Below are 18,034 nucleotides of genomic sequence, written 5' to 3' on the forward strand. Positions count from 1 at the left end.
TTACTCCCTCCTCCGCAGATTCAAGAGTTGGTACTGCGACGAGGTCGCAGCTTGATGATAGTATGATAATAACAAGCTCAGATTCTTATTTCTTAATACTATCCAAACCTCTCATGTAAGGCTTCAAGGCATCAGGAATATGAATATTGCCATGTTTATCTTGATAATTTTCCAGAATAGCCACCAAAGTTCGCCCTACTGCTAATGCGGAACCGTTTAAAGTATGTACTAATTCCATCTCACGTGTTTCGGGATGTCGGTAGCGAGCTTTCATGCGCCTAGCTTGAAAAGCTTCCATATTTGAACAAGAGGAAATCTCTCGATAGGTATTCTGGCTGGGAAGCCATACCTCCAGATCATAGGTTTTTGCAGAGCCTGCGCCCATATCACCCGTACACAAACTAACAACACGATAAGGTAAATTCAGGCGCTGCAGAATAATTTCGGCATGCTTGGTCAACTGCTCAAGAGCTTCGTAAGAAGATTCAGGTGTAGTAATCCACACCAGCTCAACTTTTTCAAACTGATGCTGTCTAATCATACCTTTAGTATCTTTACCATATGATCCAGCTTCACTGCGAAAACAAGGGGAATGACAGACATATCGTATGGGCAAGTCATTAACGTTTACTATGGTATCACGTACTGTATTTGTTACAGGAATTTCTGCTGTAGAAGTGAGATAATAGTTCTCATCACCCTTTAATTTGAATAAATCAGCCTCAAATTTAGGTAATTGTCCCGTCCCTAATAAACTATCTGCATTCACTATATAAGGTACATATATTTCCTGATAACCATGCTCTTCTGTGTGAATGTCCAACATAAATTGAATAAGGGCCCGGTGTAATCTCGCTATTTGTGCCTTCATTACTACAAAACGGCTACCAGTAATTTTTGCAGCCAGAGCGAAATCCATTTGCCCGAGTGCTTCCCCCAATTCATCATGGGATTGTATGGCAAAATCTAAAGAAGGTGAGGTGCCCCAACGACGAATTTCTTGATTATCCTGCTCGTCTTTACCTTGAGGCACAGAAGGATGCGGTATATTGGGAAGACTAATTGCTATTTCTTCTATTTTTTGTAAAACCTGATCAAGTTCGTTTTTTGTATTATCAAGCTCAGCTCCGAGTCGATTGACCTCTTGCCTCATCGATTCAATGTCTTCACCACGTGCCTTTGCCTGGCCTATGGTTTTGGATCGTTGATTGCGTTCATTTTGCAGAGCTTGAGTAGCTACTTGTAATGTTTTTCTACGCTCCTCAAGCACGCTAAAAGCTGCTACATCAAACTGGAATCCACGCTTTAATAATTGCTCTGCAACCCATTGTGGTTTATCACGTAACAATTGAGAATCTAACATAGTCTACCCTATCTTTTTCAGACCAATACATTCTTAAACAGGAAATTTATCAAGCATCATTCTACCCGCATAAATGCCTATAAAAACCATTACCAGAGCGCCAGCATTATTAAACAAAATGTTAGCTAAGGCAGTCAAGGAATCACCTTTTTGATACAGTGTCCAGGTTTCCCATGAAAAACTGGAAAATGTCGTATAAGCTCCCAAGAAGCCGACGATCAAAAGTAAACGCCAAAATTCAGATCCGGCCACGCGCTCCAAAAGAAGTAGCATGATAAAGCCTGCTAAAAAAGAACCGATACAATTAACAGCTAAAGTTCCATAAGGGTAGTTATAGCCTAGAATTTTCTGCAGCAACACTACTGTACCAAAACGTGCCAAAGCACCCATTGCTCCACCGATAGCGATAGCAAACAGGGACTGCAACATGATTAACGCACTACTCCTCGTGCTGATTGATTTAAAGCATCAATCATAGGAAGTACTTCAGGACAATCATTTTGCATCATTTCCAGCTCAGCAACTGCCTGCTGCACGGTGAGCCCCTTACGAAAAATAATTTTATAGGCACGACGTAAATGATCAATAGTCGCAGAAGAAAAACCACGACGCCGAAGTCCAACAGTATTGATACCGCATGCAGAAGTTGCATGACCAGCAATCATTACATAAGGTAATACATCTTTACTAACATAGGTAGCTCTTGCAATAAACGCATAAGCACCAACATGACAGAATTGATGAACAGCCGCGTAAGCACCGATGGTTGCATAATCACTGATAGTGACATGACCAGATAAGGCAGCATGATTAACCATGATGATATTATTTCCAACGATGCAATCATGTCCTATGTGTGTATAGGCCATTAAATAGTTTTCATTACCTACTTTTGTCACTCCTCCGCCTTTTATCGTGCCCCGACTAATCATGCAGTATTCGCGGATAATATTATTATCACCTATTTCCAAGCGTGTAGGTTCGCCCTTATAAGTAATATCCTGAGGTTCATCACCGAGAGAAGCAAACTGAAAAATTTTATTGTTTTTACCGATAACAGTGGGCCCCTGAATAACTACGTAAGGTCCAATCCAGGTATCTTCGCCAATTTCTACGTCAGCACCAATGATACTGCCTGGGCCTACAGAAACCCCTTTTGCCAATTTTGCTGAAGGGTGAATTATTGCTCGTTCATCTATCACTTTTTAACTTCCTTCGCTGCACTCATTAAATCTGCAGAGCAGGCAAGTTTATCACCAACAAAAGCCTCTCCACTCATGCGCCAAAAATCTCTTTTTTGCCCTATTAGTTTCACTTCCAACCGTAATTGATCCCCAGGTGTAACTACTTGTTTAAATTTGACTTTGTCAATGCCGGCAAAAAAATATAAAAACTCATGTCCCTCTTTTGGAGTTCTTGATAAACTCGACAATATGGCTCCCGCTTGGGCTAGAGCCTCAAGCATTAATACACCCGGCATAATAGGGTTTCCAGGGAAATGTCCAGTAAAAAAAGGTTCATTCATTGTCACATTCTTAATGCCAATTAAATATTCAAATGTTTTATATTCCATTACCCGATCAATCAGGATAAATGGATAACGATGTGGCAATAGATCGAGAATTTTAGCTATGTTAATGACTTCATTCATGCGTTATCTCACTAATTCTTTTTTTTAAATAGGATCATCAGGAATTATCTATCTGTGATTTTCCCTTCTCAAGCCTAATAAGTCGAGCTATGTAGTTATCAAGCCGTCGAAAGCGGGCGGCATTACGTCGCCACTGGCGATGCTCACAAACCATCGTACCTGATGAGTAAACGCCCGCTTTTATCAGGGATTTGTTCACCGTTGACATTCCAGTTATAACAATATCATCAGCCAACTGTACGTAAGGAGCAATACAACTGCCACCTCCAACAATACAATGAGCCCCCAGCTGAGCATATGCGCCAATCACAGCACATCCCGCAATAGCTGAATTTGCGCCAATAATAACATCATGTGCAATCATGACCAAACTATCAATATAAACACCGTTATCAATAAAGGTCTCCCCGAGACCACCCCTTGTAATAACTGTATTTGCACCAATATGTACATCATCTGCCAAAAGAACATTACCTACTGCAGGGCCCACATGCCACTGCCCATGCTCTTTTATACTATTGAAAGGTGTAGCACCAACAATTGTACCACTTTCAATCACAACTCGTTTTCCAGTTTTAATGCCATTTAGCAATGAAACACCATGATAAATAGTTGTTTGCGCACCTACGGTTACCTTTTCCTCCAGCACACAATTAGCCCCGATGGAAACATTGTCTTCAAGAGTTACTTCCGACCCAATTACTGTATTTTCTCCTATTGATACATTTTTGCCTATCTTGGCGTGTGGAGAAATTATGGCAGAAGAATGTACACCTGCACAGGATTTCAAGTTAGGGGAAAATAATTTAGTTGCCATCGCCATACTGGATAAAGGATCAGAAACAACAATGGCATTTCCAGGACAATGAGGAAGAAAAGCCTCAGTGATAAGCACTCCTCCAGCCTTTGTTTTGTCTAATAATTCCAAAAGAGTGGGATGATTAAAATAAGATAAATCCGTTTGATTAGCTAAACTTAAAGAGGCAACCCCCTGGATGGGTTGAGTGGCATCGCCATGTATCACGCCACCCAGGTGCTGTGCCAATGCGGCAAGAGTATACAGACTCACGAAAATTAATTAATTTCTTTCATAACACTTTCAGTAATATCCAATTTAGAAACACTGAAAGGAGTGGCATCTTTTTGTAGAATTAAATCATATTTTTCTGTTTCAGCCACTTTATTAATCGCTTTGCGAATTTTGCTGTAGAGCTCTTCCATTGCCTCATTGTGAGCTGTGCTCAATTCTTGTTGATATTGTTGCCCTTCTCTTTCAAACGTTTGCTGTGTAGCAATGATCTTTTTTTCCATTTCTTTTTTCTGATTTTGGCTCATTACTGTACTTTCACGCTTAAATTTTTCCATGTCTTTTTTTAACCCTTCTTCCATCGCTACAAGCTTGTCACGACGCGGCTTAAAATCTTTTTCCAATTTTTGTTGAATTGCCTTCATTTGACTCGATGTTTGCATGATTTTTTGCAAATCAACTACGCCAATTTTAGCTGAATCTGCAAATGCATTGGCAGCAGAAAATACCAACGCAAAAGCAACTAAAAACCCACTCACACGCTTCATTGTTAATCTCCTAATTAAAAGTCTCAGATGCTAACACAAATCAACGAAGGTTGCGATAACCACACGCAAGTAATCTTTAGGTCGGTGTTCACTAACCGAAGACATTGCATAACTATTGCTCATTATTGGCTTGTTATGGTTTACGACAACAATTCTGACGTCCGTGGTTAATTCATTTAGTCATTACTGCTTTCTTGATACTTTCTGCAATGATCCTGATTGTCATCAAGAAATGCCAAAAGAACAGACACAGGGTGATAAAATATCACCTGTGTCTGTGAGTTAAAAACCAGAGGATAGGGTAAACTGGAAGACTTGCTGGCTATCCCATGGTTGTTTGTTTAAGGGTTTGGCAAGGCTGAAAGCCAATGGACCAAAGGGTGAGCGCCATTCAACGCCAATACCGGCTGAATACCGTAAAGGGCCTTCACCAAAACCACTTAAATAAGAAGGAGTGCCTCTTATAAAGACATTACCGGCATCAGCAAAAATGGTTGTTCTTACAGTATCTCGACTGAGTGGATAGGGTAAAACAATCCCCGCACTGCCGTTGACTAAAAAGTTTGCTCCTAATGCATTACCGCGGCTGTCACGTGGGCCCAAAGAGTAGCTTTCATAACCTCTGACCTGTCCTGGAGATGCAATACCCCCTGCGTAATAATTCTCAAAGAAGGGTAATCCATTCCCATTAAAGGTATTACCATAACCTACATTACCTAATAAGGTAAAAATAAATCCTTTAAACAGTGGTTGATATAAGTGAGCCTGATAATTAGTTTTATAATATGACAAGGAATTAGACGACGCCGGCAGAGCAACCAGCACACTCGCCTGTTGATTTAAGCCCCGGGTGGGAAAGGGAATTTGATCGTAACTATTGCGATTCCAGCCAGCAATTAGGCGAATTTCATGAAAATCGCGACCATATTGATTCACAAAATTTTGAATCTGTGTGACCGACCCCACTGATTTTATGCGTAAATCCTGATAGCCATAACCAAATTGGAAACTACTTTTTTCCGAAAGTAGCATGTTGTAATTGACGTCAAAACCAAACTGATCGGATGAATAAGCTGAAATATCCAGCTTCTTCGGATCAACGGTGCGGTAATACAGGTTCAGACCTCGTCCAATGCCTGTGTTGGTATAAAATGGATTGTAATAATTTAAAGAATAGTCTTGTCCCCAATAACTGGCATTAAATCCTACGCCAATAGAACGGCCCGTTCCCATAAAATTGTGTTGGTTAAACGCTGCATTGAATTGCGGCCCATTAGTACCGTAACCAAGCGATGCAGTAGCTTCTGCTGAAGGCGCTTCCTCTATCTCAACGTCTAAATCAACCTGGTTGTTAGTGCCCGGCACAGGGGTGGTTTTTATATTGACATTTTTTAAATAACCCAGCATTCGCAATTGTCGCTCGGATTCTTTGATATTGTGGAGTGACAATACACTTCCTTCATCCTGGCGAATCACATTACGTAAGACATAATCAGCCGTTTTGACATTTCCACGGAAATTAATCCGGCGCACATAAACATGACGTCCAGGCTCAATAATAAAGGTAATGAAAACGGTTTTGTTATTTTCATCAATACGCGGCTCAGCATTAATGGCAGGGAAACCGTAGCCAACATCACCTAAAGCCAAGCCGATGGCAGAAATGCTTTCAGTAACTTTTTTACGCGAGAATACATCACCCTGTTTCACCTGAACCAGTGAGTCTATTTTTTCCCTGGATAAAATAGTTTTACCCATCACTGTATAGCCGGCAAAGCGATATTGTGGTCCCTCGTCAATATGAATATTAATGAAGACGTCTTTTTTATCAGGAGACAATAATACCTGGGAAGAAACAATATTAAATTTCAGATAACCACGGTCGAGGTAAAAAGAGCGCAATGCTTCTAAGGAGGCATCCATTGCTGATTTTGAGTACTGATCTTTCTTGGTGAAATAAGTAAATACCCCACTTTCGGACAAAGACATTTCCGGCATCAATTCACTTTTAGAAAAATCACGATTGCCGATAAACTTAATTTCTTTGATACGAGAGACACGCCCCTCAGAAATAGTAATAGTAATAGCGACACGGTTTTCGGTTAAAGAAGTGACATTGGTTTCAATTCGTGCATTGTATTTACCGCGAGCATTATAAGCTTGCTTCAGCTCTTTCTCTAAACGCTCCAGTGAAGCGCGTTGAAAAACTCGCCCCTTTACCAGCCCCATTTGCTTAAGCAATTCCTTAAGCTTATCACTGGGTATTTCTTTATTACCCACTGTCGTAATCGAACCAATAGTTGCCCGCTCGACGACATTGACAATTAACGTATTCCCTTGACGCTCAAGTGACACAGACTGAAAAAAACCCGTATCATACAAAGCCCGAATAATTTGGGCAGTAGATGCAGAATTAACTTCTTCACCGACTTGAACTGGCAAGTAATTTAATACTGTACCTGTGCTAACGCGTTGTAAACCAGTAACTTTGATGTCACGTACAATAAACCCTTCTGCGGCCTGCACATGCATTGACCAGGTTAATATTGACGCACAACAAATACCCAAAACAATTTTTTTACTGACTTTCTTCATTATTATTTTACGTCCAGGACTACAGAATAAATTCTGGAATAATTTCCAGCGACAAATATAATTTGCCACCCCTTTTATAGGAACTGACCGAGCGTGTCAAGAAAACCCTAACTCGAAATTTGATTTAGATTAAGTATTATCACGCAGATTTAAACATAATTTTTAAAACTATTTAAATAAAATCAAAACGCTATTATTAACTTATCAATCTTGATACATCATTACTTAAAGCCAAAATTGTTAAGGCAACTAAGAATACCAGGCCCAAGTAAATACCAAAGGATCTTATTTCTTCAGAGAGAGGTCGCCCACGCACAATTTCAACTAAATAATACAATAAATGACCCCCATCCAGCATTGGAATAGGGAGCAAATTTAAAACACCTAGGCTTATACTCACTATGGCTAAAAATGATAGGTAATAGACTAAACCACTTCGAGCAGACTCCCCTGCACCTTGAGCTATCCCTACAGGACCACTAATCGTTTTAAGCCCTAATTTGCCAGTGGCAAAGCGTCCAATGAGGACAAAAGTCGCTCCTGTAAGCTCAACTGTCTGGACAAAGGCAGTGCTTAAGGCTTTAAATGGACCTTCACGCTCTACCCGAAGCCATTGTGAAGGCCAATCCACTTTTTGGGATCGAACACCTAGAAAACCTTCTTTGCTGCTATTGATGTCTTTTACCCCTATCCGGATGGGGAAACTATGAATTTTTCCCTCCCTAAGAACCGATAGGGTCAGCATGGTGTCTGGATGTTCTCTTACATAGCCCACTAAATCCAGCCAATCATTTAAAGGCTTATCATTCATTTTTTTTATAATATCACCCACTTGCAAACCCGCTTTACCAGCCGGTGAATCAGCCACTACCTCACCAATAATTGGAGGAATAGTAGGAATAAAGGGTACGATTCCCAAACCTCCCAAAGGATCGGGATTTTTTGCATCAATCTTCCAATTTTTCAATGGTAAAATTAGGGAGGAATGTCTTCCGTCCTCTAGTGATTTAACAGTAATATTTATAGTTTCATGACTGCCAATAAGAGGCATGAGAGCAAACTGAAAATCTCGCCAACTGTCTATTTTCTTATCGTTTAAACTCAAAATTTCCTGCTTGGCCTTAAGCCCTGCCATCGCAGCGATGCTGTGAGGCTCTACCTTTTCAACCATGGGTGCTAATGATTGAATACCAATTACTAAAACTAACCAGAGAGCCAAAAAAGCAAGTAAAAAATTAAAGAAAGGGCCAGCCACGACAATAGCAATACGTGTCCAGACTGGTTTATTATTAAAAGCCCGATGTCGCTCACTTTCAGATACATCTCCCTCTGTCTCATCAAGCATTTTTACATAACCACCCAAGGGAAAAAGGGAAAAGGCGTACTCTGTACCCTGTTTGTCATACCAGCGAGCCAGCACTTTGCCAAAGCCAAATGAAAAGCGCAGTACTTTTACCCCACAAAGACGCGCTACTAAAAAATGACCATATTCGTGGACAGTGATTAGTACTAACAAGGCAAGAAAAAAGTAAAATAATGTGGCAACCATAATATTATCCAGGTGCTAATAAATGTAATCCCCAATAAAATAAGGGGGAAGCAGCAATTAGGCTATCAAGACGGTCCAACACTCCCCCATGACCAGGTAGTAAATGACCAGTATCTTTTAGTTTAGCTCTTCTTTTCAGAAGACTAATAAATAAATCACCTAATATTGACACTAAAGCAGTTGCAGCAGCAATGCCAAACCAAATTAATAGCCTTTGCGGTTGAAAATAAAAATAGGCAATCACGGCCATCAGTAGAGATAATAGAAATCCTGCCAAGGACCCCTCAATGGTCTTGCCAGGACTTACAGCAGGTATTAATTTATGACGCCCCCACTGCTTGCCCGCCAAATATGCCCCAATGTCTGCAGCCCAAATTAATACTAAAAGATACAGTATCAATGCTTTTCCTTGTGGCTGTGCGTGAATTTTAACCATACTTTGGGCAAACAAGGGCAACACCAGCAATCCTGCAAGTGTGACAACCCAGGGGTAGCCCCAAATTGCTTGAGATGCAGGAAAATAAATTACAGCAATTAAAATGAACAACCAAAGGACAAGTCCTGCGAAAAGCCAGCGATTAAATTCAAATTGAGACGCCCAGGCCAAAATTAATACAATTGCTATAAAAGCAAGCTTAAGCACCACATGCTTAAGAGGAATCAATTGCAACCATTCAAAAGCGCAGCCTAAAAGCAACAAGGCCATCATACTGGCGAAAATCCAATTGGTCGCATAATAAAGCGCGAGTAGAACCAATGGTACTAAAATAAGGGTAGTGATAAGACGCTGTCTAAACATGTTTTACCTTATTGATTTGCTGAGAAGTTTTACCATAACGTCGCTCACGCTGACTGAAATCTGCTAATGCTTTTTTAAACTCCTCTGCTGTAAAATCGGGCCAATGAATCTCTGTAAAATACAGTTCTGTATAAGCCAGCTGCCAAAGGAAAAAATTACTTATTCGTTGTTCTCCACTTGTTCGTATAAACAAATCAGGCTCAGGTAAACCCTGTGTGCTAAGTGCCTCATTCAGCAATGCTTCATTGATGGCTTCAATTTTTAATTCACCAGCAGCCACTCGTGTGGCAATGGCTTTTGTGGCTTGGACAATATCCCATTTGCCACCATAGTTAACGACTACATTAAGCGTCAATCGCCTGTTATTCATCGTCAAATTTTCTGCCGCCTGCATTTGCTTTTGTAATTCTACCGATAATCCCGCTCTATTCCCCGTAAAACGTAAACATATCCCATGCTGATGAAGCTCCCTTACTTCATGACCGAGCGCATCGATAAAAAGCTTCATGAGAAATTCAACTTCATTTTCTGGTCTGGACCAGTTTTCACTGCTAAAAGCAAATAAACTTAACACAGGAATTTGAGTTTGCAAGCAGCATCGAATCACTGTTTTTACAGCCTCAACACCGGCACGATGCCCCTCTACCCTTAACAATCCACGATTTTGTGCCCAACGTCCGTTACCATCCATAATAATGGCAACATGTTGAGGTAGTATCTCATTCAAACTCATTCATCCAACATTCAAAATGGCTGATAGTCTAACCGCTTTAGCGTAAAATATTAAGTACTGGATGCAGCAGTCCCTTACTCAGCCATTTATCAGCGACTCCTCTGTCAAGTAAACTTCTAGGAAATATTAAAAAGCAGTATATAATTCTGTTTTTAAAATGAGGAAATTTTTGTCATGCTAAAAAACACACCACTCGTCCTAATTATTCTTGACGGCTGGGGCTATCGGGAAGAAATTACGCATAATGCCATAGCCCTGGCCGATACCCCACAATGGGATGAATGGTGGTCTGCCTATCCTCATATGTTACTTGATGCTTCTGGACATCAAGTTGGTTTGCCTGATGAACAAATGGGAAACTCGGAAGTTGGTCATATGCACATTGGAGCAGGACGTATTATTTCTCAGGATTTTACGCGTATTAATGAGGCAATCAGCAGCGGCGATTTCGCCAATAATAAAGTCTTTCTTAATGTGATTCAAAAGGTTCAACAACAAGGCAAGCGTTTACATGTAATGGGATTACTCTCTCCGGGTGGTGTACACAGCCATGAAGAACACTTATTTGCCTTTTTGTCCTTATGTCATCAACATAACTTCAATAAACTATGCCTGCATCTCTTTCTTGATGGTCGGGATACACCGCCACAAAGTGCTTTACAGAGTATTACACGGCTTAATCAACAACTGGAACAATATCCCGTTGCCAAAATAAGTTCTCTAACAGGACGATATTTTGCTATGGACCGAGATCAACGCTGGGAAAGAACAGCACCTGTCTATCGACTACTCACAGAAGGACAGAGTAATTTTCAATTTCCAACAGCAGAGGCTGCTATTCAGCATTTTTATTTAGAAAAAAAATGTGATGAATTTATTCCGCCAACCATTATTGGTGATACTTGTCTCATTGAAGAGGATGATTCTATTTTCTTCTTTAATTTTCGAGCAGATAGAGCGCGACAATTAACTCAAGCCTTCATTAATGATTCTTTTGAGGGCTTTGTGCGTACTCGCCAACCACATCTGGCTCATTTTATTACCATGACCCGCTATGCTAAAAATTTGCCAACGGAATGTGCTTTTCCTCCCCTACTATTAAATAACACACTGGGTGAGCTTATTGCCGATGCGGGCCTAAGCCAACTACGAATTGCTGAAACGGAGAAATATGCCCATGTGACCTTTTTCTTCAATGGGGGATCAGAGCATATCTTTGCTAATGAGGACAGAATTTTAATACCCTCTCCCCAGGTAGCCACCTATGATTTATTACCAGAAATGAGTGCACCCGAACTTACTCATGCTTTAGTCGATGCCATACACAGCGAAGCTTACGATGTAATTATTTGCAACTATGCCAATGCTGACATGGTAGGGCATACAGGCGACTTTGAGGCAACAGTAAAGGCAATTGAATGTTTGGACCGATGTCTGCATGATGTGGGCCAGGCTGTAGCCAAAAAAGAAGGCGCTTTGCTGATTACGGCAGATCATGGAAATGCAGAAGCCATGTTTGACGAAACGACTCATCAGGCTCATACCGCGCATACTTGCCAACCTGTTCCACTTCTTTTTGTTGGCGAAAAATGGCATTTTAATCGTCAGCAAGGTAGCTTAATTGATGTTGCTCCCACAATACTGACCTTATTAGGTCTGGAAAAACCTACTGAAATGACTGGCGAAGTTTTATTGGTGGAAAATGAATGACTTTACAGATTAAAAATTCTGCAGCACGGCACTGCCTCGTCTTACTTCTTTTTATAAATGCGGCATGGGCTGAAAATGCCGCTATCGTGCAAACAAAAACCAAACTAAAACAATTAGACAGCCAAATTCATCAATTAAAACAGACATTGGCAACCGCCACCGATAGACGAGGAGTATTAAATCAGGAACTGGCAGAAACAGAGAAGCAAATTGGTGAAGGAATACGAAAGCTGCGCTCGATTCAAAGTGATATGACTTCCAAGCAACAAAAAATTGTCATGCTGCAGCAACATCTTAATGCATTAAATAAACAATTGGCTGTTCAACAACAACTGTTGGCTACTCATGTAAGGACACGTTACAAAATGGGGCAATACGAACCACTCAAATGGATAATTAATCAAGATGAACCTTATGCCATCAGCCGCTTGTTAACATTTTATCAATACTTAATCCAGTCACGGCAAACCATTATTGACGAAATTGATGTGACCAAACGCAATATTACTCTTAATCAAAACGCATTGAAAACAGAGCTTATAGCACAACAACAATTACAAAAGGATTTAAATAACCATCAACAGCAACTTGAGCGTACAAAACATTATCATACTGCGGTTATTGAATCACTTAATAATGAAATTCAAACCAAACAGCATACTTTAGAGGAATATGAACATAACAAAGACAATCTCACTCGTTTGTTAAAAACACTGGCTTTACAAAGTATTATGCAAGCAAAAAAACCCTTCACCCAAATGCGACACAAATTACCAAGACCGGTGACAAGCAATCGAAGTGCTTACCAAAAAATGAACCAAGGCGTGACATTTTTTGCCGCGGAAGGAACACCTGTTACTGCCGTTTACCCAGGTAAAATTGTATTTAGTGATTGGTTGAACGGCTATGGATTACTCTTAATTATTGACCATGGGCAAGGTTTTATGACTTTATATGCTCATAATCAGTCGTTGTTCAAATCTAAAGGTAGTAATGTCTTGCAAGGAGAAGCCATTGCAGCGGTTGGCCATAGCGGCGGACTCAAACAAAACGGACTATACTTCGAAGTAAGACACCGTGGTAAAGCAGTTCCACCGCTTGAATGGTTGTCCTAGAGTATTAATAAATTCTGTAGACTGAGCCAGAATTCAGGAGTGATTTGAAGTGGATGTATTAACTCACCAGTACAAGATATCCCTCGTTAACTATCAATAAGGCTACAGGAGAGTAGAATTTATTATCCAAGCTCTAAATTGGCCTTGGCATTTATATTGCTATATATACTCATACCCGGAGCTGGCCGCTTGTTGCGCGCCAAACTACCAAGGAGAAACAGTATGCACAACAAACGGTTTTATTATAAAGCAGTAGTCGCTTTAGTCACAACCGCTTTTATTCTACCGACACCAGCGTTTACTGCAGCTCAAACGAATAGTACCACTGAAGAGACAGCTACACGAAAAATACCCATGGAAGACGTGCAACGTTTTTCCAATGCGATTGGTCAAATTAAAAAATATTACGTAAAACCGGTGGATGACAAAGAATTGTTTGATAATGCAATAAAGGGGATGCTAAATGGGTTGGATCCCCATTCCACCTATCTCGATGAAGCTTCCTTTAAAGAATTACAAATGTCCACCAGTGGTGAGTTTGGCGGTTTAGGCATTGAAGTTACTATGGAAGAAGGTGTTGTTAAAGTAGTGACTCCCTTAGTTGATACTCCTGCATTTAAAGCAGGTATCAAAGCTGGTGATTATATTATTAAACTGGGTAACCGCTCTGTACAGGGTATTAGCTTGAAAGAAGCCGTTGACCTAATGCGCGGAAAAGAAGGCACCACCCTTGATCTAACTATTTTGCGTAAAGGAGAAAGTAAACCACTGAATTTTTCTGTAGTACGCGAGAAGATTCTTATTAAAAGTGTAAAAAGTAAACTGCTTGACGATGGCTATGGCTATATACGCTTAACTCAATTTCAAGCCATGACAGGTGAAGATATGGAAAAAGCCATTGCTCAACTTAAGCAAGAAGCCGGGGGTAAATTAAAGGGGCTTATTCTGGATTTGCGCAATAATCCTGGTGGCTTATTGGATTCCGCTATTCAGGTTTCTGATGCTTTCCTTGACTCAGGAAAGAATGGAAAATCAGACTTGATTGTGTATACTCAAGGTCGTTTACCTGGCTCTAAATTTACAGCGCTGGCGAATCCCGGCGACATCCTTGATAATGCACCACTTGTTGTCTTAATTAATAATGGTTCTGCCTCCGCTTCTGAGATTGTTGCCGGCGCACTCAAAGATAACAAACGAGCCATTATTCTTGGCACACAAAGTTTTGGAAAAGGATCTGTTCAAACCGTATTACCACTGGATGAAAAACGCGGCATCAAATTGACGACTGCTTTATATTACACACCTGCTGGAACCTCTATACAAGCTAAAGGTATTACACCAGATATTATCGTTGAAGAAATATCTGTACCTAAAGCTGATAAAAATAAAAATAAAGCCGATGCATTCGCAGGTTTTAGCGAGGCTGATTTAAATGGTCATCTGATTGATAAAAATGAAGGCATTGAACACAAAAATTCCATGGCTTCTAAAGATGATGAAACCCTGTTGCATGAAGATTATCAATTGTATGCAGCCTTGACTATTCTGAAAGGCTTGGCTGTCGCCAAACGCTAACCATTCTGCCACAGGTAATCAGGGGCTTGGTGGATAGCCCCTGCTAAAGTAGTCAATTCTCATCTTCGCGGATTTAGGTGGCTTTCTCTATGACAACAAATGCCAATCTTTTATACGCCCTGTATAAGAAATTATGTTCTTTTTATCATTTTGTGAGATAATTCCCAGTCTATCGATCTTCTTCATTGGGTTATGCGTCTTTTTAAATTGTTAATCCTTGGTGCGTTAGTCATTTTGCAATCACTGGCTTTTGCCAATATTAATCACCAATTTAATCTCATTAAAAATGATCCGAATCATTTATTCGCATTTTTAAAAGCAATGCCTAAAGGCGGTGAATTACATTATCATCTTGCAGGTGGTGCTTACCCTGAAACCATGCTGTCCGTAGTTGCCAACAATAATTATTGTTTAAATAAAAATTCCTTTACCTTAACTAAAATTATTGAAGATTGCCGTGGTATTCCTATTCAGGAAGTAGTAAAGCGACCTGATGTTTATGAAAAAACAGTTGAAGCCTGGTCTATGAAAAATTTTCAACCTATTCAGGAGTCAGGCCACGATCATTTTTTTAATAGTTTTTATAAATTCATACCTGTAGTGACTGATCACAGTCCGGAACTTCTTTCCGGCATCATGCAGCGGGCTGCTAATCAACATGAACAATATATGGAAGTGATGATTTTGCCGGACAATGCAAATTCCACAGGCTTTGCTGATCCAGAACTTTTGAAAATGTCTTTTGCTCAGGCAAAAGCCCACTTACTGGCAAATTCAGATTTTCAAAATAATATTCGGTTTACAGTGAATGAAACGTCGGCGCTGCTGCAAAAAACTAAAAAACTCTTAAATTGTGAGAAAACACCCGAACAAGACGTTTGTCAGCTGACTGTAAAATTTCAATATTTTGTTTTGCGTGAACAGCCTTTGGAAAAAGTTTTTGCCCAGGCTTTAAATGGCTTTGCTGCAGCCTCACAATCCAATGAGCTTGTTGCTGTTAATTTAGTACAACCTGAAGATGGTTTAATTTCCTTGCGCGATTACCATCAACAAATGAAAATCTTTGCATTTTTACGACAAGCCTACCCAAACGTACATGTGAGCTTGCATGCGGGTGAATTGGAACCCAGTGCTGTAGTACCCGAAGCTTTAAATTTCCATATTAATGAAGCAGTTAATACTGCGCATGCAGAACGAATTGGCCATGGAACCGCTATCGCGTATGAAAATAATGTATCTCAACTACTCAAACAAATGGCTAAACAACAAATTGCCGTTGAAGTTAATTTAACTAGTAACCAAAAAATTCTTAACATTCAGGGCAAGCAACATCCCTTACGCTATTATTTAACAAATAACATACCGGTTGTATTATCAACGGATGATGAAGGAATATTGCGCACTGATTTAACCCGAGAGTATGCAAAAGCTGTCCTCGATCATGATCTTGACTACACGGAACTAAAACAGATAAGTCGTAATGCGCTAACCTATAGTTTCCTGCCTGGTCAAAGTCTTTGGCTTAATGCTGCAAAAGCTAAACCGGTTAAGCCATGTGAAAATTGGCACAGTTCAGATTGTTTAAAATTTATTAAAACCAGCGAAAAAGCGAGGTTGCAATGGCAACTCGAAGAAAAATTAAAGCAATTCGAACGTAAATATTTAAAGTAATAACTATTGGTGTAACTACTCTCTGATAACGAGTCATCCTCCTCATATTCCTTGTTCTCTTTTTGTACTTTTGGAAATAATTGATGATCAATCTCTATCAGTTTTTGATGAATATACGTTACCAAACGCCTTGAAGACATAATTGATAAATGACCATGGCGATCTAAAATTAATCTGGAACCAGGATGTGTCTTAACGTAGTCATCAACATAGCTTGCAGAAGGTGCAACTATCGCATCTTCTGCTGCACCAATAAAATGGTAGTCATGTTTACTGTCGCTAACAGCTTTATTAAGCTGCTCCAGTAACTCCGCCTTAACTTCCATTTGGGCGACTGAGATAGAAAATAAAGAGAGAGGTTTCATTGCCCAGTCAGACCCCTTGTAAGGTGCACAAATGGAGAATAATGCATGAACCGTTATACCTGAACGAGCAGCAAGGTATTCTGCAGCACGCGAAATCACCAATCCTCCTCGAGAATGTCCCATTAGAATAACCTGCTCATGTTCGTTGGCTCCTATTTTCTTTATTAATTCTCGTGCAAAATATTTAATTCCTTTGCCTGCATATCGATGCTCAAATGAGACCAAATGAATAGTGGAGACATAATCTGGAAGCCCTTTTTCTATTAAACGTTCAACTATTCGTGAAAATGATCCCGGCTGGTCTGCAGTACCATGAACGCAATAAATGGCAATGCCTTTACGAAGCGAAGGTTCAGCTGTATCAGGTATTTTAAAATTGGGATTGTAGTAAACAATATCCCCTGACATAAGTGTTTTAAGCCAATAGTAAGTATGGCTGACTGTACCAGTAGTACTGACTGGTTGGATGTCTTGAAACCAACGCCAAAAAGAAGAAAACATGCTATTCCCTGTAATGTGTACGTTTACTCAATGATTGAACAATTAAGCTAGAAATGCAACTTTAACTAAAACCCCATTACAATGGCCCATCGGGCTACACTCACTGTAATCTATGGCTTTAAACAGGAAAGTAGATTGAATTGTTCGACCCAATCTATTTGTCAACAAGACTAAATAATAACCAGATTGCCTTTTTTATGATTTTATAATATGATTTTTACTTTTTACAATATCAGGGGTCAACATGTCTGTAGAATTATCAATAGGGCATCTAACAGGTTCAGCAAAAGTAATTAGAAATCATCTCTATACTGATGATGTAATTTGGCGCAATCGTCGTACGGTAGGACAAATGTTCTTTCAGCCTTATGAATCTAAACAAGAATTTATTTATTGCGCCCGTCATACCTTTCAACCAATGGTAATTCTTGGAGCAGCGATATTAAACCCCTGTATACTAGTCATTGTTCCTGCTGTAATAGGCGGTTTGTCTGCTGTATTTGCTGCCTTAGGTGGAGTTAGTAAATTATGTGGAAATGAAAATGCAGCATCGTTTTTTTTAGATACTGCAGAATTTCTTATTAAAGATCTGTGCCAGGCATTCATCGACCTAGTCGTTTTACCAGTATCAGCGTTTGCGATGTTAACTCGAGGAGTCGCCACTGGGCTACAAGCAGCAGGACTTAATAGAGAACAGACTGCTCCTGAAGAAGAAGTATTACTATCTCCCTCTAATGCCTAAATCATAATTGTTATTTATGGCCTGGTTGTCGCTAAAGCGTCAACCAGAATCACCATGCTGAATTACAGCTAAGAACATTGCAATAAGCAA

15 protein-coding genes are annotated in these 18,034 nt (G+C 40.0%); 5 read left to right on the forward strand and 10 right to left on the reverse strand.

All coding sequences use genetic code 11. The features are described 5' to 3' along the window. Positions 1-85: 85 nt before the first annotated feature. The 10 genes from serS to clem_RS11785 form a co-directional block, all read right to left on the reverse strand. On the reverse strand, positions 86-1,363 hold the full coding sequence (serS, locus tag clem_RS11740; RefSeq protein WP_094091732.1) for a serine--tRNA ligase: 1,278 nt from the start codon (positions 1,361-1,363) through the stop codon (positions 86-88). A 33-nt stretch (positions 1,364-1,396) separates the two neighbouring features. Continuing rightward, on the reverse strand, positions 1,397-1,792 hold the full coding sequence (gene crcB, locus clem_RS11745) for a fluoride efflux transporter CrcB (protein ID WP_232505467.1): 396 nt from the start codon (positions 1,790-1,792) through the stop codon (positions 1,397-1,399). Positions 1,793-1,794: 2 nt separating this feature from the next. Next, complete coding sequence (lpxA, locus tag clem_RS11750) at positions 1,795-2,565, reverse strand: acyl-ACP--UDP-N-acetylglucosamine O-acyltransferase (protein WP_094091733.1); 771 nt, start codon at positions 2,563-2,565, stop codon at positions 1,795-1,797. Beyond that, on the reverse strand, positions 2,562-3,014 hold the full coding sequence (fabZ, locus tag clem_RS11755; RefSeq protein WP_094091734.1) for a 3-hydroxyacyl-ACP dehydratase FabZ: 453 nt from the start codon (positions 3,012-3,014) through the stop codon (positions 2,562-2,564). The genes lpxA and fabZ overlap by 4 nt, the downstream gene beginning before the upstream one ends. Before the next feature lie 37 nt (positions 3,015-3,051). Then, positions 3,052-4,083, reverse strand: a complete 1,032-nt coding sequence (gene lpxD, locus clem_RS11760) for a UDP-3-O-(3-hydroxymyristoyl)glucosamine N-acyltransferase (protein WP_232505468.1) — start codon at positions 4,081-4,083, stop codon at positions 3,052-3,054. A gap of 5 nt (positions 4,084-4,088) precedes the next feature. Beyond that, positions 4,089-4,589 carry an OmpH family outer membrane protein gene (locus clem_RS11765; protein ID WP_094091735.1) on the reverse strand — a complete coding sequence of 167 codons (501 nt, stop codon included), beginning with the start codon at positions 4,587-4,589 and terminating at the stop codon, positions 4,089-4,091. Between the two features lie 282 nt (positions 4,590-4,871). Continuing rightward, positions 4,872-7,184, reverse strand: coding sequence for an outer membrane protein assembly factor BamA (gene bamA / locus clem_RS11770; protein WP_094091736.1), 2,313 nt, complete (start codon positions 7,182-7,184; stop codon positions 4,872-4,874). 196 nt (positions 7,185-7,380) lie between these two features. After that, a complete protein-coding gene (gene rseP / locus clem_RS11775; RefSeq protein WP_094091737.1) occupies positions 7,381-8,733 on the reverse strand; it encodes an RIP metalloprotease RseP in 1,353 nt (450 codons plus the stop codon). 4 nt (positions 8,734-8,737) lie between these two features. Continuing rightward, positions 8,738-9,532: a phosphatidate cytidylyltransferase gene (locus clem_RS11780; RefSeq protein WP_094091738.1), complete on the reverse strand. Its 795-nt coding sequence runs from the start codon at positions 9,530-9,532 to the stop codon at positions 8,738-8,740. After that, positions 9,525-10,259: an isoprenyl transferase gene (locus tag clem_RS11785; RefSeq protein ID WP_094092350.1), complete on the reverse strand. Its 735-nt coding sequence runs from the start codon at positions 10,257-10,259 to the stop codon at positions 9,525-9,527. Before clem_RS11785 ends, clem_RS11780 begins: the two co-directional genes overlap by 8 nt. A gap of 180 nt (positions 10,260-10,439) precedes the next feature. On the opposite strand from clem_RS11785, the gene gpmI reads away from it, so the two are divergent. From gpmI to clem_RS11810, 5 genes are all read left to right on the forward strand, one after another. After that, positions 10,440-11,975, forward strand: coding sequence for a 2,3-bisphosphoglycerate-independent phosphoglycerate mutase (gene gpmI, locus clem_RS11790; RefSeq protein ID WP_094091739.1), 1,536 nt, complete (start codon positions 10,440-10,442; stop codon positions 11,973-11,975). Next, complete coding sequence (locus tag clem_RS11795) at positions 11,972-13,090, forward strand: murein hydrolase activator EnvC family protein (protein ID WP_094091740.1); 1,119 nt, start codon at positions 11,972-11,974, stop codon at positions 13,088-13,090. The genes gpmI and clem_RS11795 overlap by 4 nt, the downstream gene beginning before the upstream one ends. Positions 13,091-13,312: 222 nt before the next feature. Further along, positions 13,313-14,665, forward strand: a complete 1,353-nt coding sequence (locus tag clem_RS11800) for a S41 family peptidase (RefSeq protein ID WP_094091741.1) — start codon at positions 13,313-13,315, stop codon at positions 14,663-14,665. 192 nt (positions 14,666-14,857) lie between these two features. Continuing rightward, positions 14,858-16,336, forward strand: a complete 1,479-nt coding sequence (locus tag clem_RS11805) for an adenosine deaminase family protein (protein ID WP_094091742.1) — start codon at positions 14,858-14,860, stop codon at positions 16,334-16,336. A 1,110-nt stretch (positions 16,337-17,446) separates the two neighbouring features. Continuing rightward, positions 17,447-17,944: a hypothetical protein gene (locus clem_RS11810; RefSeq protein WP_094091743.1), complete on the forward strand. Its 498-nt coding sequence runs from the start codon at positions 17,447-17,449 to the stop codon at positions 17,942-17,944. Positions 17,945-18,034: the final 90 nt, after the last annotated feature.

Origin of the sequence: Legionella clemsonensis (assembly GCF_002240035.1) — a bacterium.
Lineage (GTDB): Bacteria > Pseudomonadota > Gammaproteobacteria > Legionellales > Legionellaceae > Tatlockia > Tatlockia clemsonensis.

Bases quoted from the DNA above. Each gene is read 5' to 3' on its own strand.
- serS (WP_094091732.1), bottom strand. From the start codon at position 1,363: ATGTTAGATTCTCAATTGTTACGTGATAAACCACAATGGGTTGCAGAG.
- crcB (WP_232505467.1), bottom strand. From the start codon at position 1,792: ATGTTGCAGTCCCTGTTTGCTATCGCTATCGGTGGAGCAATGGGTGCT.
- fabZ (WP_094091734.1), bottom strand. From the start codon at position 3,014: ATGAATGAAGTCATTAACATAGCTAAAATTCTCGATCTATTGCCACAT.
- clem_RS11765 (WP_094091735.1), bottom strand. From the start codon at position 4,589: ATGAAGCGTGTGAGTGGGTTTTTAGTTGCTTTTGCGTTGGTATTTTCT.
- bamA (WP_094091736.1), bottom strand. From the start codon at position 7,184: ATGAAGAAAGTCAGTAAAAAAATTGTTTTGGGTATTTGTTGTGCGTCA.
- rseP (WP_094091737.1), bottom strand. From the start codon at position 8,733: ATGGTTGCCACATTATTTTACTTTTTTCTTGCCTTGTTAGTACTAATC.
- clem_RS11780 (WP_094091738.1), bottom strand. From the start codon at position 9,532: ATGTTTAGACAGCGTCTTATCACTACCCTTATTTTAGTACCATTGGTT.
- gpmI (WP_094091739.1), top strand. From the start codon at position 10,440: ATGCTAAAAAACACACCACTCGTCCTAATTATTCTTGACGGCTGGGGC.
- clem_RS11795 (WP_094091740.1), top strand. From the start codon at position 11,972: ATGACTTTACAGATTAAAAATTCTGCAGCACGGCACTGCCTCGTCTTA.
- clem_RS11800 (WP_094091741.1), top strand. From the start codon at position 13,313: ATGCACAACAAACGGTTTTATTATAAAGCAGTAGTCGCTTTAGTCACA.
- clem_RS11805 (WP_094091742.1), top strand. From the start codon at position 14,858: ATGCGTCTTTTTAAATTGTTAATCCTTGGTGCGTTAGTCATTTTGCAA.
- clem_RS11810 (WP_094091743.1), top strand. From the start codon at position 17,447: ATGTCTGTAGAATTATCAATAGGGCATCTAACAGGTTCAGCAAAAGTA.